Below are 24,636 nucleotides of genomic sequence, written 5' to 3' on the forward strand. Positions count from 1 at the left end.
AGGAGACCGGTATGCCCGAAGTCCTCAAGGCCCCCCTCGTCGTCGAGTTCCCCTTCACCCGCTCGCTCGGACCGGTCCAGAGCGCCTTCCTGACCGGCCTGCGCGAGCGCGTCGTGCTCGGCGTGAAGACCACCGACGGCCGCGTCCTCGTCCCGCCCGTCGAGTACGACCCCGTCACCGCCGAGGAGATCCACGACCTCGTGCGCGTCGCTCCCACCGGCACCGTCACCACCTGGGCCTGGAACCACGCCCCCCGCCGCGGGCAGCCCCTCGGCACACCCTTCGCCTGGGTCCTGGTCCGCCTCGACGGCGCCGACACCGCCCTCCTGCACGCCCTCGACGCCCCCGGCCCCGACGCCGTCCGCACCGGAATGCGCGTGCGGATCCGCTGGGCCCGCGAACGCGCCGGCGCCATCACCGACATCGCCTGCTTCGAGCCCTGCGACGAAGCGCCCGCCCCACCGGCCGACGACGCCGTCCCGCTCGCGGACGACCGCGTCACCGGCATCGTCGCCCCGGCCCGCCTCGACTACACCTACTCGCCCGGCCGCGCCCAGTCCGCCTACATCGCCGCGCTCTCCACCCGGCGCACGGTCGGCGAACGCTGCCCGTCCTGCCGCAAGGTGTACGTCCCGCCCCGCGGAGCCTGTCCCACGTGCGGCGTCCCGACCGCCGAGCAGGTCGAGGTCGGACCGCGCGGGACCGTCACCACCTTCTGCATCGTCAACATCAAGGCGAAGAACCTCGACATCGAGGTCCCCTACGTCTACGCCCACATCGCCCTCGACGGCGCCGACCTCGCCCTGCACGGGCGCATCGGCGGCATCCCCTACGACCAGGTCCGCATGGGCCTGCGCGTCGAGCCCGTCTGGACGGAGGGCGCCCGCTACCCCGACCACTACCGGCCCACCGGCGAACCCGACGCGGACTACGACGCCTACAAGGAGCTGCTGTGACCCGCGAGGAATCCTCAGGCGTCCGCGACGTCGCGGTGGTGGCCTTCGCGCAGACGGACGTCCTGCGCACCACCGACGAGCTCTCCGAGGTCGAGATGCTCATGCCGGTCCTGCACAGCGTCCTGAACCGGACGGGCCTGAAGACCGCCGACATCGACTTCACGTGCTCCGGCTCCAGCGACTACCTCGCCGGACGGGCCTTCTCCTTCACCCTCGCCCTCGACGGCGTCGGCGCCTGGCCGCCGATCTCCGAGTCCCACGTGGAGATGGACGGCGCCTGGGCCCTGTACGAGGCCTGGACGAAGCTGCTCACCGGCGACGCGGACACCGCCCTCGTCTACTCCTACGGCAAGTCCTCGCCCGGCGCCCTGCGCGACGTGCTCACCCGCCAGCTCGACCCCTACTACGTCGCCCCCCTGTGGCCCGACTCCGTCGCGCTCGCCGCACTCCAGGCCCGGGCGCTGATCGACGCCGGCGACACCGACGAGCCGGCCCTCGCCGCGATCGGGGCCCGCAGTCGACGGGTCGCGACCCTCAACTCCCACGCCCAGCTGCGCGGTTCGGTCCCTCAGGGCGACTACGCGGTACGGCCGCTGCGCACCGGCGACTGCCCGCCCGTGGGCGACGGGGCCGCCGCCGTGATCCTCGCGGCCGGTGAACGCGCCCGGGAACTGTGCTCCCGGCCCGCCTGGATCCGGGGCATCGACCACCGCATCGAGGCCCACTCGCTCGGCGTGCGCGACCTGACCGACTCGCCCTCCACCCGCCTCGCCGCCGAGCGCGCCGGCGCGTTCGACCGGCCCGTCGACACCGCCGAGCTGCACGCGCCGTTCAGCGCCCAGGAGGTCGTCCTGCGCAAGGCCCTGCGCCTCGACGACAGCGTGCGGGTGAACCTGTCCGGCGGCGCCCTGGCGGCCAACCCCATGATGGCCGCCGGCCTGATCCGCATCGGCGAGGCCGCCGCGCGCATCCACCGGGGCGAGTCCGACCGCGCCCTGGCCCACGCCACGTCCGGCCCGTGTCTCCAGCAGAACCTGGTCGCCGTACTCGAAGGGGAACCGCGATGAGCAAGGAGCCCGTGGCCGTCGTCGGGATCGGCCAGACCAAGCACGTCGCGGCCCGGCGGGACGTCTCGATCGCCGGACTCGTCCGCGAGGCCGCCCGACGCGCCCTCGACGACGCCGAGCTGACCTGGGCCGACGTCGACGCCGTCGTCATCGGCAAGGCCCCCGACTTCTTCGAGGGCGTCATGATGCCCGAGCTCTACCTCGCCGACGCGCTCGGCGCGGTGGGCAAGCCGATGCTGCGTGTGCACACGGCCGGCTCGGTCGGCGGATCCACCGCGCTGGTCGCGGCGGGCCTCGTCGCGGCCCGCGTCCACGGCACCGTCCTCACCCTCGCCTTCGAGAAGCAGTCCGAGTCCAACGCCATGTGGGGACTGTCCCTGCCCATCCCCTTCCAGCAGCCCCTGCTCGCCGGGGCGGGCGGGTTCTTCGCGCCCCATGTGCGGGCGTACATGCGACGCAGCGGCGCGCCGGACACCGTCGGCTCGCTGGTGGCGTACAAGGACCGGCGCAACGCGCTGAAGAACCCCTACGCCCACCTCCACGAGCACGACATCACGCTGGAGAAGGTCCAGGCCTCGCCCATGCTCTGGGACCCCATCCGCTACTCGGAGACCTGCCCCTCCTCCGACGGCGCCTGCGCCATGGTCCTCACCGACCGCGCCGGAGCCGCCCGCGCGCCCCGCCCGCCCGCCTGGCTGCTCGGCGGCGCGATGCGCAGCGAACCGACCCTCTTCGCCGGCAAGGACGCCGTCTCCCCGCAGGCCGGCAGGGACTGCGCCGCCGACGTCTACCGGCAGGCCGGCGTCACCGACCCGCGACGGGACATCGACGCCGTCGAGATGTACGTGCCCTTCTCCTGGTACGAGCCGATGTGGCTGGAGAACCTGGGATTCGCCGACGAGGGCGAGGGCTGGAAACTCACCGAGGCCGGCGTGACCGAGCTCGACGGCGACCTGCCGGTCAACATGTCGGGCGGCGTCCTGTCCACCAACCCCATCGGCGCCTCCGGCATGATCCGCTTCGCGGAGGCCGCCCTCCAGGTGCGCCGGCAGGCCGGGGAACACCAGGTGGAGCGGGCCGACAAGGTCCTCGGACACGCCTACGGCGGCGGTTCGCAGTTCTTCTCCATGTGGCTCGTGGGAGCGCGTCCGCCGGTGTCCTGAAAGGTCCCCCTCGCGTGCTCTGTCGGCGTCCGGGGCCGGTCGCTAGGCTGACCCGCGGACGACGAACCGGGAGGAGCACGGACGTGGCCGAGAGCACCATCCAGCAGCAGCCGCTCACGGGCTGGGACAAGCCGGAGCTGGACCTCAGCAACGCCGAGTGGCAGTCCAGCAGCCGGGGTCGGGGGGATGTCCAGATCGCCTTCGTCGAAGGATTCATCGCGATGCGCAACAGCCGGCGACCCCAGAGCCCGTCCCTGATCTTCACGCCCGCCGAGTGGGGCGCGTTCGTGTCGGGGGCGCGGGAGGGGGAGTTCGACCTGACCTGAGAGCGGCCGGACCCGAGCCGCACCCGTACCGCCGGACGTCGTCGGACCCCGTGCCGACGAGCCGATCCGGGGGAGGTCCGCCGTGCGGGTCTCCGCCGGCGAGGGCGGCGGCCCACGGTTCCCAGGACGGTCGTGGCGCCCTCGACCGGGCGCTCGGCGCCGCGCGCCGGCGGAGCGCAGCCGCCGTGGCGCACCCACGCCACCACGGCGTAGGGATGCGGGCGTCCCCGTCGTCGTGCCGTCGCCCTCGTCTCGCGCGGGACGCCCTGCCCCGCTCGCCGGGCCCTGCGCCCGCCCGGCGGCCTGCGAAGACCGGCCGTCCCCGGCGCACGCAGGACGGGAGGGCGCGCCCGGCGCGCCACTGCCCGCACCCGGGTGACGGGTGAAGGCGCGGGAGACCTCCCGACGTCCGGCAGCGTCCACTGAGCCGACGCGACGGGCCGGACACGGCCCAGGGACGCCCGCGCGGGCGCCTGCCACCCGCTTGCGCACGGCGATCCGCATGCCTCCCACGCGCCACCGACGGGCACCGGCCACGTACCATGACGGCATGTCGTTCCTCCGCCGCCGCAGTGCCACGCCCGCCGGGCCCGACTTCGACGTACTGGCCATGGATCCGGGCGACTGGCCCGGCAATCTGGGCGCCGGCCTGTTGCCCGCCCCGGACGGCAGCTGCCAGGGCGTCTTCCTGCGCTACGACCTCTTCGGCGGCCGCGGCCCCGCGATGATCATCGGCAATCTGCCCGAGGGATCCCCGGCCCGCGAGGTGGAGGAGGGCGAGGTCCCCTTCGAGGTGGCGCAGCTCCTGCTCGCGCTGGAGAACGACGAGGAGGTGACCGTCGTCGGCACCGAGGACATGCCGGTGATGCAGGGCGACAACCTCATGATCGTGCGGCGCCTGAAACTCTCCGAGGGGCGGATCTCCTGCGTGCAGTTCGACCGCAGCGACAACGTCCTGGTGACCATCGCCGCCTGGGACCGCCCCATCACCGACGACCTGTACGCCCTGCTGAAGCCGCTCCCGGCGGAGCTGTTCCAGCAGGGCTGAGGGCGCCTACGTCGACGACGTCACCTTCACGTCCGCGGCCCGCACGAACGCCACCCGGTGGCCGTACTGGATCTCGTAGTACAGGTCGTTGCCGACGATCAGCCGGTGTGAGCCGCCGGCGAAGGTGACCGCGTAGTAGTACTCGCCCGGCACCTTGCCGCCGACCACGTACTTCTGTCCCTTGGGCAGGGTGTAGGGCAGGGGGGAGACCGCCTGCGCGGGGACGCCCGCCGGATAGGCCCCCGCCTCGGGATAGGCGCGGCCGTACAGCGGAACGCTGTCACGGCCGTCCTTGGCGGTGACCACCTGGCCCGCCGCGGGCACCGCCGTCGGCTGGGCCGCCGGGTTCTTGAACCAGGCCTTCCGGCCCAGGTACCAGATCGCCGTCCAGTCGCCCCACTGGTCGGCGACCGCGTACTGCTGACCCGTCGACGCCCGCGAGGAGACGTCGTTCACGCCCGTGGTCGGGGCCGAGCCGTCGCCGACGTCCTTGATCAGGGCGGATTTCTCGTCATGGTCGGAGTACAGCCGCACCTCGCCGGAGCCGTGCGCCGCGCACGGCATGCCCGCCCCGGCGCAGTCCGTGTACACCGGCCGGTTGGCGGCGTAGTCCGGCCGGATCGTCACCAGGCCGCCGCCGCTGCGGGCCGTCGCCGTGAAGGGCCGGTCCAGCAGCTCGAAGTAGTGCCGCCAGTCCCAGAACGGTCCGGGGTCGGTGTGCATCCCGGAGATGCTCGCGGCGGTCGGGCCGGGCACGTTGTCGTGGCCCAGGATGTGCTGCCGGTCCAGCGGGACGCCGTACTTCGCGGCCAGGTACTTCACCAGACGGGCCGACGACCGGTACATCGCCTCCGTGTACCAGGCGTCAGGCCGGGCCAGGAACCCCTCGTGCTCCAGGCCGATCGACTCGGAGTTGACGTACCAGTTGCCCGCGTGCCACGCCACGTCCTTGGCCTTCACATGCTGGGCGATGTGACCGTCGGTGGAGCGCAGCGAGTAGTTCCAGGACACGTAGGCGGGGTCCTGGACCATCGTCAGCACCCCCTCCCAGCCGCCCTCGGTGTCGTGCACGACGATGTACCTGATGCCGGGCGAGGCCGGCCGGTCGGCCACGTCGTGGTTGCCGTAGTCGTTGTCGCCGAACTGCTCGTGGGGCGCCGGGATCCACTCGCAGGACACCGTCGTCGGGCACTCGGTGCCCGCGGCGGAGACCGCCCGCAGCTTCGCCCTGCGCAGCGGGGCCTTCCGCGGGACCAGGCCGGGCCGGGCGTTCAGGGCTACCGCCTGGCCGTCGTCCGTGACGCGCTCCTGTCCGGCGCGGAGCACGCCGTAGACGTCGTCGGCGTAGGCGGCGGCCGTCGCCGTGTCGTCCGCGCCCGAGAACCGCGCCACCGCGCCGTACCAGTCCGCCGGATCGGAGCTGAGGGGCTCGCCCAGCTGCCGCTGGGCGGCGGCGAGGAGCGCCGCGCCGCCCGCGATGTTGGCCGCGGGGTCCGTGCGCAGCTTCCCGGGGCTCAGTCCGGTCAGTTCCGCCGCCCTGCGCAGCGTCCGCAGCCGGGCCGGGAGCTCGGCGTTCGAGCGGAGCCGCACGTCCGGGGCTGCGGCCGGGGGCGGGGCCGGGCGTGCGGAGTCGCCCCGGGGGTCCTCCGCGCCGTGGGCGTGGCGCGGGGCGGCGGCGAGCGCCGTACGGGCGTCGGTGAGGTGCATCGGGCCGTAGCCGCCGGTCACGCTCGGCGCTCCGGCGTGCGCGTCCCAGCGGGACTGGAGGTAGGAGACCCCCAGGAGCACGCTCTGCGGCACGTGGTACTCGGCGGCCGCGGCGGCGAAGGCCTGCTGGAGGCCGGTCGCCGGGGTGGGCCGGGGAGCCGCGGCGCCGGCCGGGGGCGCCGCCGCGAGCAGTGGGAGCAGCAGAGCCGCCGACGCCATGGCGCCTGCGGCTCTACGGGTGGCTCTGCGGGTGGTTCCGGGGGGTCCGGGGGGAGTGACGGGTTTTCGCAATGCGGCCTCCTGGGACGAGCGAGCGGGGGCGTGCGGGGCCGAACGTGGGCCATGTGGTTCCGCCTAGCCGACAACCCGTCAATCATGACCGCAAACCGGTCATTTCCGCCGCCAAGACACCGCCCGCACACACGGAGGTCCGTGACGCGTCGCCACCGCGGCGCGTCACGGACCTCCGTCCCCCTCAGCGCGTGCCGACCGCCGCGCGTACGGCGCGGCGGGCCAGCTGGCAGTCGTCGTGCAGCCGTCGCAGCAGCAGGCGCTGTTCCTCGCCGGACGGCGTGACGCCCGGGTGGGCCGCCGGGACCATGTCGTGCATCGAACGCTGGACGGCCGTCTCGTAGGTACGGATCTCACGCGTCAGGACCAGCATCAGGTTCACCAGGAAGGCGTCCCGCGAGGCAGGTCCCGCCGACTGGGCGATCTGGCTGATCTGACGGCGCGCCACCGGCGCGTCGGCCAGCGCCGACCACAGCGTCGCCAGGTCGTAGCCCGGCAGATACCAGCCCGCGTGCTCCCAGTCCACCAGCACTGGACCGGCCGGTGAGAGAAGGATGTTCGACAGGAGGGCGTCGCCGTGACAGAACTGGCCCATGCCCTGCCGGCCCGCGGTGGCCGCGATGCCGTGCAGCAGCTTCTGCAGGTCGCCCATGTCCCGGTCGGTGAGCAGACCCAGCTCGTGGTAGCGGGAGATACGGGCCGCGTAGTCCAGCGGCGCGTCGAACGTCCCCGCCGGCGGCCGCCAGGCGTTGAGCCGGCAGATCGCGCCGAGCGCCGCTCTGACGTCGGCCCGCGGCGGGGCCTCGGTGGGGTGCCGCTGCAGTGCCGCCACCCGCCCCGGCATCCGCTCGATCACCAGGGTGCAGTTGTCCGGGTCCGCCGCGATCAGTCTCGGCGCCCGCACGGGGGGGCGGTGCCGGACGAACGTGCGGTACGCGGCTATTTCGTGCCTGATCCGCTCCGCCCACACGGGGGAGTGGTCCAGTAAACACTTGGCGACGGCCGTACTGCGTCCTGTGGTGCCGACCAGGAGCACCGAGCGTCCGCTGCGGCGCAGTACCTGAACCGGGGCGAACTCCGGGCAGATCCGGTGCACCGAGGCGATCGCCGTGCGCAGCTGGGCCCCCTGGGGGCCGGACAAGTCGAGTCTCCCGCTGAGCGGTTGCGTGCCGAGCCCCGCGGGGCGCCTGGCCAGGCTCGCGCCGAGGGCGGGGCCCGCCGACCGCGCGGGGTCGAGGTAGGGGCCGCCGCCGCCCGGGCGGGTGTGCAGCGACCGGGGCGGGGCGGACACGGAGGACGATGCTGCGTACATGGGAGAAACAGATCCCTTCGTGTGCCGGACGTCAGAACGCTGCCCCGACCGGCCCTTTCGGGTACACCCTGGGGAATGTCCCTCGGCGACCGGGTCGGGGTGGCGCTTTCCTACCTGACACCCGTCGCCCAGTGGCACACCATCTGGCGAACCCTGGCGAACCCTGGCGAATAGTCGCCCGGCAACTTTCACCGGGCTACTGTCAACTCAGCCGAGAACCTGGGGGCTTGACGTGAGCGGACAACCCAACACCCGTCTCTCGGACCTGTTCGGCCTGGCCGGCTGGTCCAAGGGTGAACTCGCGAGGCTGGTCAACCGGCAGGCGGCGGCCATGGGCCACCCCCAGCTTTCGACCGACACCTCGCGGGTGCGGCGGTGGATCGACACGGGAGAGATCCCGCGCGATCCGGTGCCGCGGGTGCTGGCGGCTCTGTTCACCGAGCGTCTCGGCCGTGTCGTGACCATCGAGGACCTCGGTCTGGTCCGGCACGGGCGTACAGGGAAACGGCCCGGCGGCGGGAGTGTGGAACATCCCGACGGTGTGCCGTGGGCGCCCGAACGGACTGCTGCGGTCCTCACCGAATTCACGGGAATGGACCTCATGCTCAACCGACGCGGCTTGGTGGGCGCGGGTGCCGCGCTCGCCGCGGGCTCAGCACTCAGCAGCGCCATGTACGAGTGGCTGCACACCGACCCCACGCTCTCCGCCGACGCTCCTGTCATCGACCATCCCCTCCTCCACCAGGCCGATCCGGCCGGGTTCGACCGCTACGAGGCCGCTCCCATCGGGACGGAGGAGGTCGACGAACTGGAGCGCTCGGTCGAGGTGTTCCGGGCCTGGGACGCGGCCCGCGGAGGCGGGTTGCAACGCAAGGCGGTCGTGGGACAGCTCAATGAAGTGGGCGGCATCCTCGCCTACCGCCATCCCTCCCATCTCCAGCGGCGCCTGTGGGGCGTCGCGGCCAACCTCGCCGTCCTCGCGGGCTGGATGTCGCACGACGTCGGCCTGGAACCGACGGCCCAGAAGTACTTCGTCATCGCCGCCCACGCCGCTCGCGAGGGAGGCGACCGGCCGCGGGCCGGGGAGGCCCTCTCCCGGGCGGCCCGTCAGATGGTCCACCTCGGCCGGCCCGACGACGCCCTCGACCTGATGAAACTGGCCCAGTCCGGCTCCGGTGACAACGTGCTGCCGCGCACCCGGGCGATGTTCCACACCATCGAGGCCTGGGCACAGGCGTCGATGGGCAAGGGGCAGGCCATGCGCCGCACCCTCGGCCGGGCGGAGGACCTCTTCGTCTCCGACAAGGGCGACGTCACACCGCCGTCCTGGATGCAGACCTTCAAGGACGAGGATCTGTACGGCATGCAGGCCCTGGCGTACCGCACGCTGGCCGAGTTCGAGCCGCCGGCGGCCGCGCACGCCCAGTACTACGCGGAGAAGGCCCTGGCGCTGCGCGTCGACGGCCGCGAGCGGTCGAAGATCTTCGACCACCTGTCCATGGCGTCCGCCTGCTTCATCGCGGACGACCCCGAACAGGCGGACCGCTTCGCGCGGCTGGCTCTCATGTCGATGGGGTCGAACTCGTCCCGTCGGACCTGGGACCGGCTGAGCCAGATGTACCGGCTCACGGCGGAGTACGCCAACTACCCCCGGATCAGCGAACTGCGCGAGGAGATCGTGCTGGCGCTGCCGAAGCAGAAGGGGGGCCGGCCCGGCAACCACGCCCAGGCTTGAGCGAGGTGGTGTCCGTCGCGTCTTCCCCCGGGTGTGCCGGGAGCTGTCACCCGGTGACGTGGGCGACGAGCAGACACGCGTCCTGATCGCGTCCGGCTTCGCCGCACTCCTCCACGACCGTCCGCACGCAGTCCTGTGCGGTGCGCGCCCCGTCCAGGCGGGGGGCCAGGTCGAGGAGGCGGTCGGCGGGGGCCAGTCCGTCGGTGTGCAGCAGGAGCAGGTCGCCTTCTTCGAGGGTCGCCTCGGCCTGCCCGTACGCGGCGCGTGAGGTCGCTCCGAGAAGGATGCCCTGCGGTGTGTCCAGCCGGCGCCCCGTCCCGTCGCGGAACAGCAGCGGGGCAGGGTGTCCCGCCTGCGCCCAGGTCAGGGTGCGGGTGTCCGGTCGGTAGCGGCAGCACAGGGCGCTGCCCAGGGCGGGTTGGGCGGCGGTGTCCAGTAACTGGTTGAGCCAGCCCATCAGTTGTGCCGGCTGGTGCCCCGCCATGGCCATGCCCCGCAGGGCGCCCAGCATCATCGCGATGTTCGAGGTGACGGCTGGGCCGTGTCCGGTGAGGTCGCCGACGCTCAGCAGCGTCTGGCCGTCGGCGAGTTCGAGCGCGTCGTACCAGTCGCCGCCGATCAGCGAAGCGGTCGCGGCGGGCAGGGAGCGGGCGGCGAGGTCGAGGCAGCGAGGGCCCTGGCGCGGCAGGCTCAGGGAGTCGCGCCACGGCGGCAGGACCGCCTCGCGCAGTTCGACCGCGAGCCGGTGTTCGGTCTGCGCGCGGTGTCGCTGGCTCTGGAGCGTGTCATGGCTCTCGCGCACCGCACGCTGGCTGCGGCGCAGCTCGCTGACGTCCCGCAGCACGGCCCACATCGTGGCGGTGCCGCCGTCGGCGTCGAGCACGGGCTCGCCCATCATGTGCACGGTGCGGGGCTCCCCGCCCGGGCGGACGACGCGGAACTCGCCGTCGATGGGCCGTGCGTCGACCAGGCAGTCGGTGACCATCGCGGTCAGCTTCGGCCGGTCCTCCTCGAGGACCAGCGAGGGCAGTTCGTCGAGGGTCAGGGGGGCGGCGGCGGGATCGCGGCCGAGGATGCGGTAGAGCTCCTCGGACCACATGGCCTCGTCCGTCAGCAGGTTCCACTCGGCGCTGCCGACTCGGCTGAGCAGCGACTCACGCCGGGCGGTCATCGGTGCGGGGGGCGCGGGCTCGACGGCCGGCACGGGGGGCGGGCCCTCCCGTAACTGGGCCAAGTGCGTGTCGAGGTCGTTGAGTTGGTGCAGCGCCAGATCGCAGAGCGCGCGCTGCCAGCGGCCCTGCGGGTCCGTTCCGTCGCCCTGTGCGCCCTGGCGGACGGCGTCCATGTCGCCCTTGAGTCGTCGCGTCTGCGTGATCAGCGCGTCGACCGAGCCGCGTCCTGGCGGCTGGGCGGCTGAGCGGTCCGCAGAGGCATGGGGCGGCATGACGCACTCCGATACGGGAACGGTACGACGAAGGCTGACACAAGGGCCGTTACGACTGTTGCACAGCGCGCGACGCCGTGTAAGTGCTTTGGCAACACACGATTCGGTGGTGCTTCTGGCATATGCCACTGTCTTCACGGAGGGGCGGCGGGGTCCTGTCGGTGTGGGTGTGGAAGGGGTCAAGTCGTAGGTTGTGTACGTGACTTGAGTGACGGGTGAGGGGGTCGAAAGGGCTGCCAGTCACGTGTTCGACGCCCCTGTGTTCTATGGTTCCGCGCCTGTGATGCAGGTCACATGAATTCGGTGCCGCATTCGCGTAATGCGATGAGCTCTTCGGAGGTCGTACATGCATGGACATCACTCTTGAACAACCCGTCCGCGCGCGCCTGATCACCGCGGAGGACCAGGAGCTGCCCGTGCCCGCCACGCTCCGCTACGACTCGACCGACCCCTTCGCGGTGCACGTCGACTTTCCCGCGGAGATCGCCCTGGCCGGCGAACCGGTCACCTGGACGTTCGCCCGCTCCCTGCTGGAGCAGGGTGTGAGCGGTCCGTCCGGGAGCGGCGACGTGCACATCTGGCCCTGCGGGCGATCCCGTACGGTGATGGAGTTCCACTCCCCGCTCGGACTGGCCCTGCTCCAGTTCGACACCGACGGCCTGCGCCGTTTCCTGCTGCGCAGTTACGCGGTCGTCGCGGCGGGCCGGGAGGACGTCGGCGCCGAGGTCGACCGGGGGCTGCAGGCCCTGCTCGGCAACGTCTGAGGCCTGGCGGTGTCAGCGACCGGTTCCGGCGTACAGGCCGGGACGCGGGGCGAGCTCGACGCGGGTGCGCAGGCCGCTCTCCAGCGCCCGGACCCCCGCCTCGGCGACGACGGAGGCCGCGTAGCCGTCCCAGACGGTCGGGCCGGTGACCCTGCCCCGCCGGGTGGCGTCGACCCATGCCTGCACCTCACGGTCGTAGGCGTCCGCGAACCGCACCAGATAGTCCTGGGGCACCTCGGCGCCGGCGGCGCCCCGAGCGGTGACGAGCATGCCGTGGTCGTCGCCGATGCGCGCGCTGCCCGCCTCGCACACGGCCTCGCAGCGCACCTGGTAGCCGAAGCCGCAGTTGACGAAGACCTCCACGTCGACCAGGGCGCCGCCCTCGGTCTCGAAGAGCACGAACTGCGGGTCCAGCAGGCCCTGCGGAGCGCCCGACGAGGAGCGCGGGCGCACCACCGTGACCGCGGTCAGCTCCTGACCCAGCAGCCAGCGGGCGGCGTCGATCTCGTGCGACACCGAACTGTCGATCAGCATCGAGCTGGCGAAGTCCGGGGGCGAGGAGACGTTGCGGTGGACGCAGTGCAGCATCAGCGGCCGCCCGAGCCTTCCGTCGTCCAGCAGCGACTTCAGCCTGCGGTACTCCGCGTCGTAGCGCCGCATGAACCCGATCTGCGCCAGCCGCCGCCCCAGCCGGACCTCGGCGTCCACCACCCGCAGCGCCCCGGCCGCGTCCGGCACCATGGGCTTCTCGCACAGCACCGGCAGGCCGCGGGCGAAGGCCGCCAGCAGGGCTTCCTGGTGCGCGGGACCCGGCGAGGCGATCAGCACTGCCTCGACGCCGGGCGCGTCGAGCGCCGCCACCACGTCCGTGTGGACCGTGGCCGCCTCGATCCCGGCCACAGCCGCCCGCGCGCGTTCCGCGTCCGGATCGGCTACGGCGGCGACCCTGGCTCCGCTCACCACGCGATCGAGTCGGCGTATGTGGTCGGCGCCCATGTGCCCGGCGCCCAGTACGGCCACCCCCAGCAGGTCGCCCACGTGCGGTCCCCCTCCCCGGTCGACGATCACGCCGTAGCGTACGCCGCCGGGGGAGAGCCGCCGGGCGGACCCTGATCCGGACGAGGGGCCCTAGTACCGCAGTACGCCGGCGATGCCGTCCGCGTCGACCAGCGTGCCGTCCGGTACGAAGCGCACCTCCGCGCCCGTCTCCAGGCACTGCTCGACGATCTCGTCCACGATGTCGTCGCGGGCGTCGAGGTCGCCGCTCGCGGCGGGGACGAGGTGGGCGCCGTCGTCGCGGACCGTGACGCGGTAGTTCTCCTCGACGGCGAGCAGCCGGACCCGGCCCTCCCGTGCGCTCTGCCAGAGCTCGTCGACTCCGGCCGCGAACGCCTTGCGCCCGCGGGCCGTGTCGAGTTCCCGGGCGACGGCCGCGGCGCCCCGGCGGGACTCCGCGTCGAGCAGTGGGCGCACCGCCTGCCGCACGGCCTCGGGGGTGCCGTGCGAGAGGCCGCCGTGCGTCATGTGCACCGCGTCCCGGATGACCGGGCCCAGCTCGTCGAGGAGCGAGAGCGCCGCCGGCTCGCCGGTGACGTACAACGGCCGCGGGTGATCGCGCTGGAGCCTGGCCACGGCGGCCTCGGCGTCGCGCAGGAATCGACGGGTGCCCTCGTCGCGGAAGGTGCTGGGCTGGTCGCCGATGCGCTCCTGGCGCTCGGCGTCGAAGTTCTCCCGGCTTCTGGTCAGCGGGAAGTCGCCGGAGTGCTCCTCGGTGACCCGGTCGCCGCCGCCGTTCCACAGGGTGACGCGGTCGGCGGAGACCGACAGCACCCAGAACGGCCGAACGGCGGCCTGCGCGGAGACCAGGTTGCGGGTCAGGAAGGTGTCGGAGAAGACGACGCGTTCGGGCACGGCGCGGGCCAGCGACCACACCTGGTGCTCGCCCGGGGCCGCGTAGATGACCAGACCGTCCTCCGTGTGCGCCAGGTCGATCTCGGCGAGCGCCCGGTCCAGCTGGCCGGCGACGTCGGCGCGCCGCTCGCGGGTGACCGCGGGGTCGGTCTCCAGCTGTTTCTTCGCCTCGGCCACGACATTGCGCAACCGGACCCGGTCCTGGGAGTTCTCGGGTTCACGGCGATGGGTCGGCGTCAGCACGGACACCGCGGGATAGGGGCGCGGGCGGCGCAGTTCGGAGAGTGTCGCGGGGCTGAGTGCGTGCTCCATACGAGCACGATAGGTCTGTTTCACCTATCGGGCATTTGGGGCAATGCGGGCGCATGGCCGAGGTTCGCCGCCGCCTGCTCGATTTCCTCGGCGATCGCCGGTGACGGCGGGCCCGGCAGCCGGTTACCGTACGCGTCAGTAACCAGGACCGCATCGCAGGAGGCACCCATGCCGCAGCTCGAAGTCGACGGCGCAGCACTGACGTACGACGACGAGGGCCCACGCGACGGCGACGGCGTGCCCCTGGTGTTCGTGCACGGCTGGACGGCGAACCGGCACCGCTGGGACCACCAGCTGGCGCACTTCGCCGAGAAGCGCCGGGTGATCCGGCTCGACCTGCGCGGGCACGGCGAGAGCAGCGGCGCGGGCGTGAGGACGGTCGCGGAACTGGCCGCCGACCTCCTCGCTCTCCTCGACCACCTCGACGTCCAGCGGTTCGTGCTGGTCGGCCACTCCATGGGCGGCATGATCGCGCAGACCGTCGCCCTCTCCCACCCGGAGCGGGTCGAGCGCATGGTGCTGGTGAACTCCATCGGCCGGATGACCTACAGCCGGGGCAGGGGCCTGCTGATGGGCGCCTCCACCCTCGTCCCGTTCAAGCTGTTCGTCGCCGCCAACATCCAGCGCGCCTTCGCCCCCGGCTACCCGAAGGACGAGATCCGCTCGTACGTCAAGTCGTCCGCCGACACCCCGCGCGAGGTGGTCATGACGCTGTACGGCGCCATGCGCGCCTTCGACGTCCTGGACCGCGTCGGGGAGATCCAGGCCCCCACCCTGATGATCCACGGCTACCACGACATCCAGCTCCCGGTGCGGCAGATGCTGCGGATGGCCATGGCCTATCCGGACGCCGTCGTCCGCATCCTCGACGCCGGCCACGAACTCCCCGTCGAGAAGCCGGCCGAGCTGACCGCGGCGATCGACGCCTTCGTGACCGTCAAGCCCTCGTAGCCGCAGACAGGCCGACGTGGCGCGGTGACGTGCCGTCGTCGACGTGCCGCGGTGACATGTCGCTGTCGACGTGCCGTCGACGGCGGACGGCCGGCCGGTGGAAGAGCCGTGCCGGTGGAAGGTCCGGGGCGGCCGAGGGGCGGTGGGCGGCCGTCAGCCGAAGCTGTCCGGGTCCGCCGCCTTCCAGTCCGTCTCCCACGACCGCGGCGGCCCGGCGAGCAGTTCCTCCGGCGCCAGCCACTCGTACAGCTCCGCGTACGAGCGCTCCGCGCCCGGGCCGACCCGACGGACCAGGTGGGCGGGGGTGAGCCCGCCCGGCTCGCGGACGCCCATCGCCGCCATGATCCGGACGGCGTCGCGGACCGTCTCGCGCTGGTAGCGCTCGACCCGCCGGGCCTTGTCGGCCACGTGGAGACCGCGCACCCGCAGCGGGTCCTGCGTCGCCACGCCGGCCGGGCACGCGCCGGTGTGGCAGCGCCCCGCCCGTACGCAGCCGACGGCGAGCATCATCGCGCGGGCCGCGTTCGTGTAGTCGGCGCCCTGGACCAGACGCCTGACGACGTCCGCGCCGGTGGCCACCCGGCCGCTCGCGCCGATCCGGACCCGGTCCCGCAGCCCGACCCCGACCAGCGCGTTGTGCACGGTGACCAGTGCCTGGGTGAGTGGCATGCCCAGCCGCCCCGCGAACCCCGGCGGGGCGCCCGTGCCGCCCTCCGAGCCGTCCACGACCACGAAGTCGGGGGCCAGCCCCTCCGCCAGCATCGCCCGGCACACCGCGAGGAACTCGCGCCGCGACCCCACGCACAGCTTGAACCCGATCGGCTTGCCGCCCGCGGCCTCCCGCAGCCGCGCCAGGAACAGCACCAGTTCCCGTGGCGTCGTGAACATCCGGTGGGAGGGCGGCGACACCACCGTCTCGCCCACCGGGACCTTCCGCTCCCGCGCGATCTCGGCGCTCACCTTCACCGCCGGCAGCACCCCGCCCGTTCCGGGCGCCGCTCCCTGCGACAGCTTCAGCGACACGCACTTCACCTCGGGCAGGGCCGCCTTGTCCGCGAACTCCCGCACGTCGAAGCCGCCGTCGTCGGTACGGCAGCCGAAGTACCCCGTCCCGATCTCCCAGACGAGGTCGCCGCCGCCCCGCAGATGGTGCTCCGACAGACCGCCCTCGCCGGTGTCGTGCGCGAAACGGCCCAGCGCGGCACCCCTGTTGAGGGCGAGGACCGCATGCGACGACAGCGCGCCGAAGCTCATCGCGGACACGTTCAGCAGCGCCATGTCGTAGGGCTGGGAGCAGTCGGGGCCGCCCACCCGCACCACCGGCGCCTCCTCGGCCGCCTCGACCGGCCGCAGCGACGGCACCAGGAACTCGTGCTCCTCCCAGCCGTCGTCCAACCGCCCCCGCACCGCGCCGTCCGTGGGCAGCGGCGTCTTCACCGGGTGCCTCAGACGCCCGGCCAGCGGGTGGTTGCGCGCCACGGAGTGCCGTCGCTGCAGCAGGTCCCGGCAGCCCAGGCAGGTCACCGCCAGCGCCGGACCGGCCACGAGCCACCACCGGGCGGACAGCAGGAACGCGGCGATCGTCGACCCGGCCGCGGTGAGGGCCACGAGCAGCAGCGGCAGGAACCGGCCCACTCAGTCGGAGTCCTCGTCGGGCCCGCACGAGCTGCCGCTGGGCGGGAGGGAGCCGTACAGCAGGAAGTCGTCGACCTTGCGGTGCACGCACTTGGACGATCCGTACCCCGTGTGGCCCTCGCCCTTGTTGTCGAGCACCACGGCCGAGGACCCGAGCCGCTTCGCCGTCTCCTCGGTCCAGCGGTACGGCGTCGCCGGGTCGCCCCGCGTGCCGACCAGCAGCATCTTGGGCGTGTGCAGGTCCTTCACCTCGTCACGGATGAACTCGGTGCCCTTGGGGCGGCCGTAGCACATCAGGACCTCGGTGAGCCGGTAGCGGCCGAACACCGGCGACGCCTTCTCGTAGGCGGCCCGCAGCCGTTCGACGGCCGCGGTGACCTGGGCGGCGGTGGGGCGGTCGGGGTCGTCCGCGCAGTTGATCGCCATCAGCGCGGCGGGCAGGTTGTCGAGGGGTACGTCCTCGGCGTCGACGAGCGCGCCGGGGGAGGGGTCGCCGCCGCTGCGCAGCGGGAAGGGGAGCGGGAGGGCGAAGCCGCCGGCGGCGAAGCCCAGGACGCCACTGGGGTCGCCGTTCTCGATCAGCTGGGCCAGCGCCCGCTCCAGCAGGGGCCACAACTCCCTGCTGTACAGGCCCTGGCCGAGGGCTCCGACCAGGTCCTGGCCGGTGAAGTCCTGGCCGAAGTCCGTCGGCAACGGGTCCTCGTCGAGCGAGCGGACCAGCCGCACGACCTCCTCGCGGGCCACGCGCGGATCCTGCCCGAACGGGCAGGCGATGTCCTTCACGCACCAGCCGACGAAGTCGTCCAGCGCGACCTGCTGCCCGCGCGCGCCCGCGATGCCCTGCTCGGTGAGCGGTTCGGTCAGCGTGTCGACGCCGTCGAGGACCAGCCGGCCCACCTTGTCGGGGAACTGGGCGGCGTAGACCGCGCCGAGCCGGCTGCCGTACGAGAAGCCGAGGTAGTTGAGCTTCTTGTCGCCGAGCGCGCGGCGCATCACGTCCAAGTCCCGTGCCGAGTCGACCGTGCCGATGTGCGGCAGGACCGGTCCGGAGTGCTCGGCGCAGTCGGCGGCGGCCTGCTTCAGCCGGGCGAGGAGGGTCCGGGGATCGGAGCGGGCCGCGGCGTCGTCCAGAGCGGCCAGCCCGCTCTCCTCCCCGTCGCCGCAGCTGACGGGCGAGGAGCGGCCGACCCCCCGGGGATCGAAGGTGACGACGTCGTAGCCGTCGGTGAGGTCCATGAACTCCTTCCCGCCATAAGCGAGTTCAGGGACCCCGGCGCCACCGGGACCGCCGAAGTTGAGCACCACCGAGCCGCGCTTGTCGCCGGTCGCCCGGTAGCGGGCGAGCGCGAGGTCGAGCGTGCCCTTGTCGGGGTGGGCGTAGTCGAGCGGGACGGTCAGCTTGGCGCACTGCAGGTCGTCGGGCATGCCGTCGCCCGTGCACGCCGACCAGGCGACCTTCTGGCCGTGGAAACGGGCCAGGTCGGGGGAGTCGTCCGCGTCCGCGTTCCGGTTCGCAGTGGCCGACGGCAGGCCCGCGCCGATCAGGGTCAGTGCGGCGGTGGCGGCGAGCGCGCAGCGTCGCAGCGTGGGCCGCCTCGACAGCTTGGCCAGCATCAGTGCCTCCAAGGACGCCAGCAGCGGTCCGGGACGGCGTCCTCGATCACGATAAGCGGCCTTCCGGTCACCCGCCTCCGGGCGGCTGGGCAGCCCCGACGCCCTGTTGCGGGAGTGACTTGTGCGGGCAGTGCGACGGGTGGGGCGCGCTCGGGGCTCCCCCTCGGCGGGTTCGACGCCGTACGAGGCGAGTGCCCCCCCGGAGGGGTCTCGAGGTGGGTGACGGCCGATGGGGTGAATGGGCGTCAAGGCATAACCCGGACGGTTCGAGGACGTTCTACCGGGTGCGGGCGAGTGCCCGCGACTCATGTCTGGAAGGCAGGGACCCATGAGACGGGTTACCCGAACCGGTGTGATGGCCGTCGCCGCAGTCTCCGGCGCGATGGCCGTGGCACTGCCCGCAAACGCCGACTCCGCCGCGGACGGCTCCGCGGTCGGCTCGCCCGGGCTGATCTCCGGCAACGGCATCCAGCTGCCGGTGAACCTCCCGGTGAACCTGTGCGGGAACACGGTGAACGTGGTGGGTGTGCTGAACCCCGCCGTCGGCAACACCTGCGTCAACGCGGGCACGGCCGCCGCGCACGGCGAGCACCACGCCCCGTCCGGCGGCGGCGCCACCGCGCAGGGCGGCGCGAAGGACTCCCCGGGAGCCGTCTCCGGCAACGGCATCGAACTGCCGGTCGACCTCCCGGCGAACGTCAGCGGCAACAGCGGGAACATCGTCGGGATCGGCGACCCGGCCTTCGGCAACGAATCCGTCAACGCCTCCGGCGAGGTGCCCGCGGAGCCTTCCGAGCCCGAGCCGCTGACGCCGGCCCGGCAGAACCCGCCTCCGGAGCACCAGCGTCCGGGCCCGAAGGCCGTGCCCGCGGCCCCCGCCCTCACTCCCCGGGCCAAGGCGCCCGCGGCCGTCCCCTCGCTCGCCAGCACGGGGGCCGAGGCCGCACTGCCCGCCGTCGCCGGCAGCACGGCCATGATGCTCGGCGGCGCACTTCTGTACCGCAGGTTCCGCCCGCGCACGGAGCGCTGAGCGGCGCCGACGGCCGCACGAGTCGCAGGCCCCGACGGACATGGGGCCTGCGGCCGCGCTCGGCCCGCGTGGAGTCGCCGGTGCGACGCGCACACCTCGTCGACCAGTTCGGCAACCGGTCCCTCCGCGCTCAGCATGCGGAGTGGATGCGTGCGCCATCAGGGCACCCATCGGCCCCCGAGCACAAGGCAGTTCGGCGGGCCTCGACCATGCCGGACGGCTCCCTGCGCGCCTTGCTCCGGTCTTCGCGCCGCGCGCCGGTCCTCGCGCCCCCTCCGGTCTTCGCCTCGCTCCGGGGTAGGTTCCGGATTGCCGGAACGGCGTGCCGACGCGGTAATTGCGTTGTGGGGGGCGCGGCCGGGTGCTGGAGTGGGCGCATGGATCATGCCGCGGTACTCGCCCTGTACGACCGGGACATGCGCGAAGGCGCACGCCCCGAGAGCTCCGACGCCCGGGTCGAGAGAGTCGGGGGCGTGGTCCGTCACGTCGGCGGAGACGGCGGCTGGAGCGGCGTCCTGTGGTCCGACCTGGACCCGGCCCACGCCGACGCGGCCATCGCGGAGCAGATCGCCCACTTCACCGGCCTCGGCCACGAGTTCGAGTGGAAGCTGTACGGGCACGACCGTCCGGCCGACCTCGGACAGCGGCTCACGGCGGCGGGATTCACGCCCGAGCCGGAGGAGACCCTGATGATCGCCGAGACCGGCGACCAGCTCGTCGACGTCGTGCCGCCCGAGGGCGTCCGCATCGTTGCCGTCACCGACCGGGCCGGCGTCGAGCTCATGGTCGAGGCGAACGAGAAGGCATTCGGCCGGGACGCCTCGTGGCTGCGGGACCTCCTCCTCGCCCGCCTCGCCGGGGACCCGGACTCGCTCGTCGCCCTCGTCGCGCTGGCCGGGAGCGTGCCGGTCAGCTCGGCACGGATGGAACTCGTCCCGGGCACCAGGTTCGCCGGGCTGTGGGGCGGCGGCACCGTCGAAGGCTGGCGCGGCCGGGGCGTCTACCGTGCCCTGATCGCCCATCGTGCCCGCATCGCCGCCGAGCGCGGCTACCGGTACCTCCAGGTCGACGCCTCCGACCAGAGCCGCCCCATCCTCGAACGCCTCGGCTTCGCCGCGCTGACCACGACGACTCCGTACGTCTACGCGCGCTAGCGCAGCGCCCGAGGCGCGCCGCGCGCCCGGGATCGCGTCAGCGCCGCGCTTTCGCCCGGTCCAGGGCCGTGACGCCCACCGCGGCCAGCCCGATCTGGATGAGCCACTCGATCCAGTCGACGCCCTTGGTGTCGTCCACGCCGAGTCCCGCGGCGAGCAGCGAGCCGATCAGCGCCGCCACGATGCCGACGGCGATCGTCCACAGCACGCCGATGCGCTGGCGGCCCGGGACGACGAGCCGCCCCAGCACACCGATGACGATGCCGATGAAGATGGCACTGATGATGCCGTCGATCTCCATCTCCGCCCCTCCGCTTCTTCGTGAAAGTCCGTTGGCATGTGTGTGCCCGGTCGGGCGGTGGGGCAGTCCGTTCCGCTTGGCGGCACGTTCGAAGTTCACCGGGCGGTCACGCCAGGTACCCCACGGGCTCCGCGACGGCGTCGCGTGACGGCGGGGCCGGTCCGCGTCCGCGGGCCGACCCGGCCGTGGTCCAGGGTGTGAGGCGGTCGTCTACGGGTTCGGGGTGCGGTTGCTCCTCATCGCCGTGGCGGTGCACATCAGCCCGAGAATCAGGGCCAGGGCGCCGATGATGATGTTGTTGACCGCGACGCCGGCGTCCGGGCTGTCGCCGACGACCCACGGAGCGATGATCATCCAGATGCCCGCCGCGCACATGGCCCAGCTCAGGCCGTACATGCGTGCCGGAGCGGCGGTGAATCCGAGGCCCAGCAGGGCGATCGCGATGCCGACGATCAGGTTGTGGGTGACGAGCGCGGGCTGGCTGGCGGTGTAGTGGAGTATCCACGGGGACACGGCGCAGTACAGACCGAGCAGGAACACCGGTCCGTCCACGAGCGCCACATCACGACCACCGAGCATGCGGTCGTACCGCGCCTGCATCTCGGATACGTCGGGGTGTGTCGACATGTCGCCACTGGTGGGCGAGATGTTGGCCATGATCCGTCTCCTTTGACTCTCAGGGCCGACCGCTTCGGTGCGGTGTGCGGTAACTGCCGCGCATGTTTATTCTGCGCTTATTTGGTCTTTATGTGTAGAGATTGGGCCCCTGCGTGGTACGGGGTGAAAGGCCTGATCCGTTGATCCGGATTCACCCCCGGAGGAGCGTGGACGGGCCGGAAACGCCCGGACCGGGGCGGCGGGGCGTGGGGTGAGGGTGGCGACGGGAGCGCGGTGCAGCGTTTGTGCATCGAAATGTCGGGGGCGAGGGGCTGGACGACGGCTCCTCCCGTCGCGCGACCTGCGCTTGGGCCGTTTCCGGGACTGCCTCCGGGCGCCCCGGTGACCTCATCCCGCGAGCCGTGTCACGGACGCCCCAGCATGCGTCGGTTCTGCGTCGTATCGTCGGCCCCATGAGCGACTTCCCCAGCCCCGACGACGCCGGCCTGACCACCGGGGCGCTGGCCCGGCGGCTCGGCGTCGCGCCCACCACGCTGCGGACCTGGGACCGGCGGTACGGCATCGGGCCCGCCGTGCGGGCGGACGGCCGGCACCGGCGCTGGCGGCCGGGCGACGTGGCCGTGCTGGAGGCGATGTGCCGGCTCACCTCGTCCGGTGTGCCGCCGGCGGACGCGGCCCGCGCGGCGAAGGAGGGGATGCTGCGCCCCGCGGCGGAACCGGCGGGGACGGCCCCCGCACGGACGCGTGCGGCCGGCGCCCTCCCGCTCGGCGGCGACGTCCGTCAGGAGTGCCGGGGCCTGGCCCGCGCCGCAGTGCGCCTCGACGCGCCGGCCGTCGCGGAACAGCTGGCCGCGGCCGTGGACCGGCATGGACTCGCCGTCGCCTGGCAGGAGGTGATGGTGCCGACTCTGCACGCCGTGGGCCGCAAGTGGGCCTCTTCCGGCGACCGGTACGTCGAGGTGGAGCACCTGCTGTCCTGGCATGTGTCCACCGCCCTGCGCCGTGCGCCCCAGGCGGTCATGACGGGAGAGGCGGCGGGCGGGCCGGGGCCGGTGCTGCTGGCCTGCGTGCCGGACGACCAGCACAGCCTGCCGCTGGAGGCGCTCAACGCGGGCCTGTTGCAACTCGGCGTTCCCACCCGGATGTTCGGGGCGGCGGTGCCCGTGGAGGCGCTGACCGCGGCCGTGCGGCGACTGGGGCCCGTCGCCGTGGTCCTGTGGGCGCAGACGCGCTCCACCGCCAGCCTGCCCCTCGCCCGGCACGTGGCGGAGACCCGCTGGGGCGTCACCGGAGCCCGGCGCGCCCCGGCCGTGGTGCTCGGCGGCCCCGGCTGGGCCGGACGCCCCACGCCGGGCCTGCCCCGGCCGACCGGCCTGAGCGACGCCCTGACGCTGCTGGCCGGGACGTACGGCACGGCACAGGGCACCGGCACCTGACAAGGAGCGGCGCTCCGCACGAGGCCGGCATCCGAACCGGCGGAGCTGTTGCTGCTCCGCCCCCACCGGCGGGGGCGGCCGGTCGGCTCAGTTCAGCTTCTTCAGGAGTTCTGTGGCCAGAGGCGCGGAAGAGGCGGGGTTCTGGCCCGTGACCAGGTTGCGGTCCACCACCACGTTCGGCGCCCAGGGCTCTGCGACCTGCACGTCGACGCCCGCCTCGGTCAGCCGGTCCTCGAGCAGCCACTTCGCCTTGTCGCCCAGACCGGCCTGGATCTCCTCCGCGTTGGTGAACGCGGCGATCCGGTAACCGGCGAAGGCGTTGGAGCCGTCCTCGGCCACCGCGGCGAGCAGCGCGGCGGGGCCGTGGCACACGACGCCCAGCGGCCTGCCCGAAGCCAGCGCTTCGACCAGCAGCCGGCCGGACACCGCGTCGACGGCCAGGTCCTCCATCGGGCCGTGTCCGCCCGGGTAGAAGACGGCCGCGTAGTCGTCGAGGTCCACGTCCTCCAGTCGCACCGGCCGCTGCAGCTCGGTCATGGCGGACAGAGCGGTGGAGACGCGGTCGGCGCCCTCCTGCCCGCCGTTGGCCTCCGCGGCCAGGCTGCCCTTGTCGACGGGGGGCACGACGCCGCCGGGCGTGGCGACGACGACCTCGTGGCCGGCCGCGCGGAACGCCCCGTACGGGGTGACGGCCTCCTCCGCCCAGAAGCCCGTGGGGTGCAGCGTCCCGTCGGCGAGCGTCCAGTGGTCGGCGCCGGTCATCACGAAAAGGATCTTGGACATGAGTGTTCTCCGAAGTGTCGGCGCCGACGCTCCGCATCCGCGGACCGCCGACGTGTGGGTGCCTGAGCGAACCTAGGCGGACGAGAGATAGGGATCCAATGAGGAATCCAATGCCCGGCATTGGGGATCCTATGGGTGGCGGGGAATACTGGTGCGGTGGCACACACCGACGGCCGGCACGCCGAGCACCTGGACCTGAATTTGCTGCGCACCTTTCTCGCGGTGTACCGCTCGGGCTCGTTCACCGGCGCCGCGCAGCTGCTGGGGCTGTCCCAGCCGACCGTGACGACGCAGATGCGCGCCCTGGAGCGACAGGCCGGACGCGAGCTCTTCGAACGGCTCCCGCGCGGCGTCTCGCCGACCGCCGTCGCCGACGAGCTGGCCGCCCGCGTGTCCGCGCCCCTTGACGAGCTGGCCGTCGTGGCCGGCCCGCATCCGACGGCCGGCCCCGCCGACCCGGTGCACCTTGCCGGCCCCGCCGAGCTGCTGTGCACCCGTGCACTCCCCGCCCTGGCGCCGCTGGTGGCCGGGGGAGTCCGGCTGCGGGTGGCCACCGGCCTGACCGACGCGCTGCTCGAGGAACTGCGCGCAGGACGGCACGACCTGGTCATCGCCACCACCCGGCCGCGAGGCCGCACCCTGCACGCGGTCCCGCTGGCGGACGAGGAGTTCGTCCTGGTCGCCGCGCCGGAGTGGGCCGACCGTCTCCGGGACCCCCTGGCCGCCGAGGGCCCGGCGGCACTGCACCGTGTCCCGATGGTCACGTACGCCGAGGACCTGCCCATCGCGCGCCGGTACTGGCGGCACGTCTTCGGCCGACGCCTGTCGCGGTCCGCGGCGGTGACCGTGCCCGACCTGCGCGGTGTGCTGGCCGCGACCGTCGCGGGCGCGGGGATCACCGTGCTGCCCCGCTACCTCTGCCTGGACGAACTGGCCTGCGGCGCCCTCGTCCCGCTCCACGAGCCCGCGGACCCGCCGATCAACACGTCGTACCTGGTCCAGCGTCCAGGCGCGGCGAACCGGGACGTGAACCGGGTGCGCGCGCTGCTGCTGAGCGCGGCGCCGGGGTGGTGAGCAG

The 24,636-nt window shown here is 73.1% G+C and carries 22 protein-coding genes; 12 read left to right on the forward strand and 10 right to left on the reverse strand.

Annotated elements, in window-relative coordinates; genetic code table 11:
- Nucleotides 1-11 precede the first annotated feature (11 nt).
- The 5 genes from ACZ7DE_RS24695 to ACZ7DE_RS24715 all read left to right on the forward strand — a co-directional run bounded on the left by ACZ7DE_RS24695 (nucleotide 12) and on the right by ACZ7DE_RS24715 (nucleotide 4,560).
- Nucleotides 12-956: a Zn-ribbon domain-containing OB-fold protein gene (locus tag ACZ7DE_RS24695; protein ID WP_470764665.1), complete on the forward strand. Its 945-nt coding sequence runs from the start codon at nucleotides 12-14 to the stop codon at nucleotides 954-956.
- Nucleotides 953-2,023, forward strand: coding sequence for a thiolase domain-containing protein (locus ACZ7DE_RS24700; protein ID WP_470764667.1), 1,071 nt, complete (start codon nucleotides 953-955; stop codon nucleotides 2,021-2,023). Before ACZ7DE_RS24695 ends, ACZ7DE_RS24700 begins: the two co-directional genes overlap by 4 nt.
- The gene (locus tag ACZ7DE_RS24705) at nucleotides 2,020-3,186 is read left to right on the forward strand and encodes a thiolase domain-containing protein (protein WP_470764669.1); all 1,167 of its coding nucleotides are present in this window, start codon (nucleotides 2,020-2,022) and stop codon (nucleotides 3,184-3,186) included. The genes ACZ7DE_RS24700 and ACZ7DE_RS24705 overlap by 4 nt, the downstream gene beginning before the upstream one ends.
- An 83-nt stretch (nucleotides 3,187-3,269) precedes the next feature.
- Nucleotides 3,270-3,512, forward strand: coding sequence for a DUF397 domain-containing protein (locus tag ACZ7DE_RS24710; RefSeq protein ID WP_470764671.1), 243 nt, complete (start codon nucleotides 3,270-3,272; stop codon nucleotides 3,510-3,512).
- A gap of 550 nt (nucleotides 3,513-4,062) precedes the next feature.
- Entirely contained in the window at nucleotides 4,063-4,560 is a 498-nt protein-coding gene (locus ACZ7DE_RS24715; protein ID WP_470764673.1) for a hypothetical protein, read from the forward strand.
- Nucleotides 4,561-4,566: 6 nt separating this feature from the next.
- Here the strand turns inward: ACZ7DE_RS24715 and ACZ7DE_RS24720 are convergent, their stop codons facing one another.
- Both ACZ7DE_RS24720 and ACZ7DE_RS24725 read right to left on the reverse strand, forming a co-directional pair.
- Nucleotides 4,567-6,486, reverse strand: coding sequence for an N-acetylmuramoyl-L-alanine amidase (locus ACZ7DE_RS24720; RefSeq protein WP_470764676.1), 1,920 nt, complete (start codon nucleotides 6,484-6,486; stop codon nucleotides 4,567-4,569).
- 256 nt (nucleotides 6,487-6,742) lie between these two features.
- Nucleotides 6,743-7,870, reverse strand: coding sequence for an aminoglycoside phosphotransferase family protein (locus ACZ7DE_RS24725; protein ID WP_470764678.1), 1,128 nt, complete (start codon nucleotides 7,868-7,870; stop codon nucleotides 6,743-6,745).
- Between the two features lie 232 nt (nucleotides 7,871-8,102).
- Here ACZ7DE_RS24725 and ACZ7DE_RS24730 point away from each other — a divergent pair, with 232 nt between their 5' ends.
- A complete protein-coding gene (locus ACZ7DE_RS24730) occupies nucleotides 8,103-9,605 on the forward strand; it encodes a DNA-binding protein NsdB (RefSeq protein ID WP_470764680.1) in 1,503 nt (500 codons plus the stop codon).
- Between the two features lie 46 nt (nucleotides 9,606-9,651).
- Here the strand turns inward: ACZ7DE_RS24730 and ACZ7DE_RS24735 are convergent, their stop codons facing one another.
- Nucleotides 9,652-11,049, reverse strand: coding sequence for a PP2C family protein-serine/threonine phosphatase (locus tag ACZ7DE_RS24735; protein WP_470764682.1), 1,398 nt, complete (start codon nucleotides 11,047-11,049; stop codon nucleotides 9,652-9,654).
- A 350-nt stretch (nucleotides 11,050-11,399) separates the two neighbouring features.
- On the opposite strand from ACZ7DE_RS24735, the gene ACZ7DE_RS24740 reads away from it, so the two are divergent.
- Nucleotides 11,400-11,813, forward strand: coding sequence for an SsgA family sporulation/cell division regulator (locus tag ACZ7DE_RS24740; protein WP_470764684.1), 414 nt, complete (start codon nucleotides 11,400-11,402; stop codon nucleotides 11,811-11,813).
- Between the two features lie 12 nt (nucleotides 11,814-11,825).
- Here ACZ7DE_RS24740 and ACZ7DE_RS24745 read toward each other — a convergent pair whose 3' ends face one another.
- Both ACZ7DE_RS24745 and ACZ7DE_RS24750 read right to left on the reverse strand, forming a co-directional pair.
- Nucleotides 11,826-12,851 (reverse strand): Gfo/Idh/MocA family protein, encoded by a 1,026-nt coding sequence (locus tag ACZ7DE_RS24745; protein ID WP_470764686.1) that lies wholly within the window; start codon nucleotides 12,849-12,851, stop codon nucleotides 11,826-11,828.
- 90 nt (nucleotides 12,852-12,941) lie between these two features.
- Nucleotides 12,942-14,036 carry a baeRF3 domain-containing protein gene (locus ACZ7DE_RS24750; RefSeq protein ID WP_470764688.1) on the reverse strand — a complete coding sequence of 365 codons (1,095 nt, stop codon included), beginning with the start codon at nucleotides 14,034-14,036 and terminating at the stop codon, nucleotides 12,942-12,944.
- A 168-nt stretch (nucleotides 14,037-14,204) separates the two neighbouring features.
- On the opposite strand from ACZ7DE_RS24750, the gene ACZ7DE_RS24755 reads away from it, so the two are divergent.
- Complete coding sequence (locus ACZ7DE_RS24755; protein ID WP_470764690.1) at nucleotides 14,205-14,987, forward strand: alpha/beta fold hydrolase; 783 nt, start codon at nucleotides 14,205-14,207, stop codon at nucleotides 14,985-14,987.
- A 153-nt stretch (nucleotides 14,988-15,140) separates the two neighbouring features.
- On the opposite strand, the gene ACZ7DE_RS24760 is transcribed toward ACZ7DE_RS24755, so the two are convergent.
- Nucleotides 15,141-16,622: a glutamate synthase-related protein gene (locus tag ACZ7DE_RS24760; protein ID WP_470764692.1), complete on the reverse strand. Its 1,482-nt coding sequence runs from the start codon at nucleotides 16,620-16,622 to the stop codon at nucleotides 15,141-15,143.
- Nucleotides 16,623-18,236 carry an alpha/beta hydrolase gene (locus tag ACZ7DE_RS24765; RefSeq protein WP_470764694.1) on the reverse strand — a complete coding sequence of 538 codons (1,614 nt, stop codon included), beginning with the start codon at nucleotides 18,234-18,236 and terminating at the stop codon, nucleotides 16,623-16,625.
- Nucleotides 18,237-18,591: 355 nt separating this feature from the next.
- Here ACZ7DE_RS24765 and ACZ7DE_RS24770 point away from each other — a divergent pair, with 355 nt between their 5' ends.
- Together ACZ7DE_RS24770 and ACZ7DE_RS24775 are read left to right on the forward strand one after the other, a co-directional pair.
- A complete protein-coding gene (locus ACZ7DE_RS24770; RefSeq protein ID WP_470764695.1) occupies nucleotides 18,592-19,266 on the forward strand; it encodes a chaplin in 675 nt (224 codons plus the stop codon).
- 377 nt (nucleotides 19,267-19,643) lie between these two features.
- Nucleotides 19,644-20,420: a GNAT family N-acetyltransferase gene (locus tag ACZ7DE_RS24775; RefSeq protein WP_470764697.1), complete on the forward strand. Its 777-nt coding sequence runs from the start codon at nucleotides 19,644-19,646 to the stop codon at nucleotides 20,418-20,420.
- A 37-nt stretch (nucleotides 20,421-20,457) separates the two neighbouring features.
- Here the strand turns inward: ACZ7DE_RS24775 and ACZ7DE_RS24780 are convergent, their stop codons facing one another.
- Both ACZ7DE_RS24780 and ACZ7DE_RS24785 read right to left on the reverse strand, forming a co-directional pair.
- The gene (locus tag ACZ7DE_RS24780) at nucleotides 20,458-20,721 is read right to left on the reverse strand and encodes a GlsB/YeaQ/YmgE family stress response membrane protein (RefSeq protein WP_470764700.1); all 264 of its coding nucleotides are present in this window, start codon (nucleotides 20,719-20,721) and stop codon (nucleotides 20,458-20,460) included.
- 210 nt (nucleotides 20,722-20,931) lie between these two features.
- The gene (locus tag ACZ7DE_RS24785; protein ID WP_470764701.1) at nucleotides 20,932-21,378 is read right to left on the reverse strand and encodes an SPW repeat protein; all 447 of its coding nucleotides are present in this window, start codon (nucleotides 21,376-21,378) and stop codon (nucleotides 20,932-20,934) included.
- Nucleotides 21,379-21,791: 413 nt separating this feature from the next.
- Here ACZ7DE_RS24785 and ACZ7DE_RS24790 point away from each other — a divergent pair, with 413 nt between their 5' ends.
- Nucleotides 21,792-22,775 (forward strand): MerR family transcriptional regulator, encoded by a 984-nt coding sequence (locus ACZ7DE_RS24790; protein ID WP_470764703.1) that lies wholly within the window; start codon nucleotides 21,792-21,794, stop codon nucleotides 22,773-22,775.
- Nucleotides 22,776-22,862: 87 nt separating this feature from the next.
- Here ACZ7DE_RS24790 and ACZ7DE_RS24795 read toward each other — a convergent pair whose 3' ends face one another.
- On the reverse strand, nucleotides 22,863-23,558 hold the full coding sequence (locus ACZ7DE_RS24795) for a type 1 glutamine amidotransferase domain-containing protein (RefSeq protein ID WP_470764705.1): 696 nt from the start codon (nucleotides 23,556-23,558) through the stop codon (nucleotides 22,863-22,865).
- Nucleotides 23,559-23,714: 156 nt separating this feature from the next.
- On the opposite strand from ACZ7DE_RS24795, the gene ACZ7DE_RS24800 reads away from it, so the two are divergent.
- Nucleotides 23,715-24,632, forward strand: coding sequence for a LysR family transcriptional regulator (locus ACZ7DE_RS24800; protein WP_470764707.1), 918 nt, complete (start codon nucleotides 23,715-23,717; stop codon nucleotides 24,630-24,632).
- Nucleotides 24,633-24,636 lie beyond the last annotated feature (4 nt).

It is taken from the genome of Streptomyces sp. NPDC037083 (assembly GCF_055606485.1).

Bases quoted from the DNA above. Each gene is read 5' to 3' on its own strand.
- ACZ7DE_RS24695 (WP_470764665.1), top strand. From the start codon at position 12: ATGCCCGAAGTCCTCAAGGCCCCCCTCGTCGTCGAGTTCCCCTTCACC.
- ACZ7DE_RS24705 (WP_470764669.1), top strand. From the start codon at position 2,020: ATGAGCAAGGAGCCCGTGGCCGTCGTCGGGATCGGCCAGACCAAGCAC.
- ACZ7DE_RS24715 (WP_470764673.1), top strand. From the start codon at position 4,063: ATGTCGTTCCTCCGCCGCCGCAGTGCCACGCCCGCCGGGCCCGACTTC.
- ACZ7DE_RS24720 (WP_470764676.1), bottom strand. From the start codon at position 6,486: ATGGCGTCGGCGGCTCTGCTGCTCCCACTGCTCGCGGCGGCGCCCCCG.
- ACZ7DE_RS24725 (WP_470764678.1), bottom strand. From the start codon at position 7,870: ATGTACGCAGCATCGTCCTCCGTGTCCGCCCCGCCCCGGTCGCTGCAC.
- ACZ7DE_RS24735 (WP_470764682.1), bottom strand. From the start codon at position 11,049: ATGCCGCCCCATGCCTCTGCGGACCGCTCAGCCGCCCAGCCGCCAGGA.
- ACZ7DE_RS24740 (WP_470764684.1), top strand. From the start codon at position 11,400: ATGGACATCACTCTTGAACAACCCGTCCGCGCGCGCCTGATCACCGCG.
- ACZ7DE_RS24750 (WP_470764688.1), bottom strand. From the start codon at position 14,036: ATGGAGCACGCACTCAGCCCCGCGACACTCTCCGAACTGCGCCGCCCG.
- ACZ7DE_RS24755 (WP_470764690.1), top strand. From the start codon at position 14,205: ATGCCGCAGCTCGAAGTCGACGGCGCAGCACTGACGTACGACGACGAG.
- ACZ7DE_RS24765 (WP_470764694.1), bottom strand. From the start codon at position 18,236: ATGCTGGCCAAGCTGTCGAGGCGGCCCACGCTGCGACGCTGCGCGCTC.
- ACZ7DE_RS24770 (WP_470764695.1), top strand. From the start codon at position 18,592: ATGGCCGTCGCCGCAGTCTCCGGCGCGATGGCCGTGGCACTGCCCGCA.
- ACZ7DE_RS24775 (WP_470764697.1), top strand. From the start codon at position 19,644: ATGGATCATGCCGCGGTACTCGCCCTGTACGACCGGGACATGCGCGAA.
- ACZ7DE_RS24780 (WP_470764700.1), bottom strand. From the start codon at position 20,721: ATGGAGATCGACGGCATCATCAGTGCCATCTTCATCGGCATCGTCATC.
- ACZ7DE_RS24785 (WP_470764701.1), bottom strand. From the start codon at position 21,378: ATGGCCAACATCTCGCCCACCAGTGGCGACATGTCGACACACCCCGAC.
- ACZ7DE_RS24790 (WP_470764703.1), top strand. From the start codon at position 21,792: ATGAGCGACTTCCCCAGCCCCGACGACGCCGGCCTGACCACCGGGGCG.
- ACZ7DE_RS24795 (WP_470764705.1), bottom strand. From the start codon at position 23,558: ATGTCCAAGATCCTTTTCGTGATGACCGGCGCCGACCACTGGACGCTC.